The sequence below is a fragment of the Mesorhizobium sp. M7A.F.Ca.CA.004.12.1.1 genome, from assembly GCF_003997835.1.
Taxonomy (GTDB): Bacteria; Pseudomonadota; Alphaproteobacteria; order Rhizobiales; family Rhizobiaceae; genus Mesorhizobium.
The window spans coordinates 1-1,193 of the sequence record NZ_RZRK01001224.1 but is presented as its reverse complement, the minus strand read 5'-3'; the positions used below and the strand labels follow the sequence as shown (position 1 = coordinate 1,193).

The 1,193-nt window shown below is 62.2% G+C and carries 1 protein-coding gene and 2 pseudogenes; all 3 read left to right on the top strand.

Annotation, left to right across the window (positions count from 1 at the left end; genetic code table 11):
- A pseudogene (tuf, locus tag EN984_RS35320) lies at positions 1-137 on the top strand (elongation factor Tu); the annotation flags it as partial.
- Positions 138-206: 69 nt separating this feature from the next.
- Positions 207-515, top strand: a complete 309-nt coding sequence (gene rpsJ, locus EN984_RS35315; protein ID WP_010909272.1) for a 30S ribosomal protein S10 — start codon at positions 207-209, stop codon at positions 513-515.
- 61 nt (positions 516-576) lie between these two features.
- Positions 577-1,152: pseudogene (gene rplC, locus EN984_RS35310) on the top strand (50S ribosomal protein L3); the annotation flags it as partial.
- Between the last annotated feature and the right edge of the window lie 41 nt (positions 1,153-1,193).

The following is a 1,193-nucleotide window of genomic DNA, read 5'->3' as shown; positions in this document are numbered from 1 at the left end:
TGGTGATGCCGGGCGACAACATCACGGTCGATGTCGAGCTGATCGTGCCGATTGCCATGGAGGAGAAGCTGCGCTTTGCTATCCGTGAAGGCGGCCGCACCGTCGGTGCCGGCATCGTCGTCACCATCAAAGAGTAATTTGGACTTAAACCGATCTGTCGCGGGCGCGGGAGTTGCCCGCGCCGCGCCAGAACAAGGAAGTGACGCATGAACGGACAGAATATCCGCATCCGCCTTAAGGCGTTTGACCACCGCGTGCTCGACGCCTCGACGAAGGAAATCGTGTCGACGGCCAAGCGTACCGGCGCAAACGTCCGCGGCCCCATTCCGCTGCCGACGCGGATCGAAAAGTTCACGGTCAACCGGTCGCCTCACGTCGACAAGAAGAGCCGCGAGCAGTTCGAGATGCGCACGCACAAGCGTCTGCTCGACATCGTCGATCCGACCCCGCAGACGGTCGATGCTTTGATGAAGCTCGATCTGGCCGCCGGCGTCGACGTCGAGATCAAGCTCTAAGGGAATGAGAGCGCGGTAAGGGGCGGTGCCCCTGGCCCGGAACTCTAAAGGAATTGAACCGATGCGTTCAGGTGTGATTGCAAAGAAGGTGGGAATGACCCGCATCTACAACGATGCCGGGGAACATGTTCCCGTCACCGTTCTCCTGATGGAGAACTGCCAGGTCGTGGCCCAGCGCACGCAAGAGAAGAATGGCTACACCGCCGTTCAGCTCGGCGTTGGCCTTGCCAAGGTGAAGAACACGTCGAAGGCGATGCGCGGCCATTTCGCGACCGCTTCCGTCGAGCCGAAGGCGAAGGTCGCCGAGTTCCGCGTCTCCGCCGACAACATGATCGATGTCGGCGCCGAGATCACCGTCGAGCACTTCGTCGCCGGCCAGAAGGTCGATGTGACGGGCACGACGATCGGCAAGGGCTTCCAGGGCGTCATCAAGCGCCACCACATGGGCGGTGGCCGTGCAACGCACGGTAACTCGGTTTCGCACCGGACGCACGGTTCGACCGGCCAGCGCCAGGACCCGGGCAAGGTGTTCAAGGGCAAGCATATGGCTGGCCACATGGGCGACACCCGCGTCACCACGCAGAATGTCGAGATCGTATCGACCGACGCCGACCGCGGCCTGATCCTGATCCGCGGTCGGCGTCGGTCGATACGATCTCGACATTCTGCGTGGTGACG

Excerpts from the sequence above, each read along its gene's own strand:
- rpsJ (WP_010909272.1), top strand. The coding sequence starts at position 207 with ATGAACGGACAGAATATCCGCATCCGCCTTAAGGCGTTTGACCACCGC.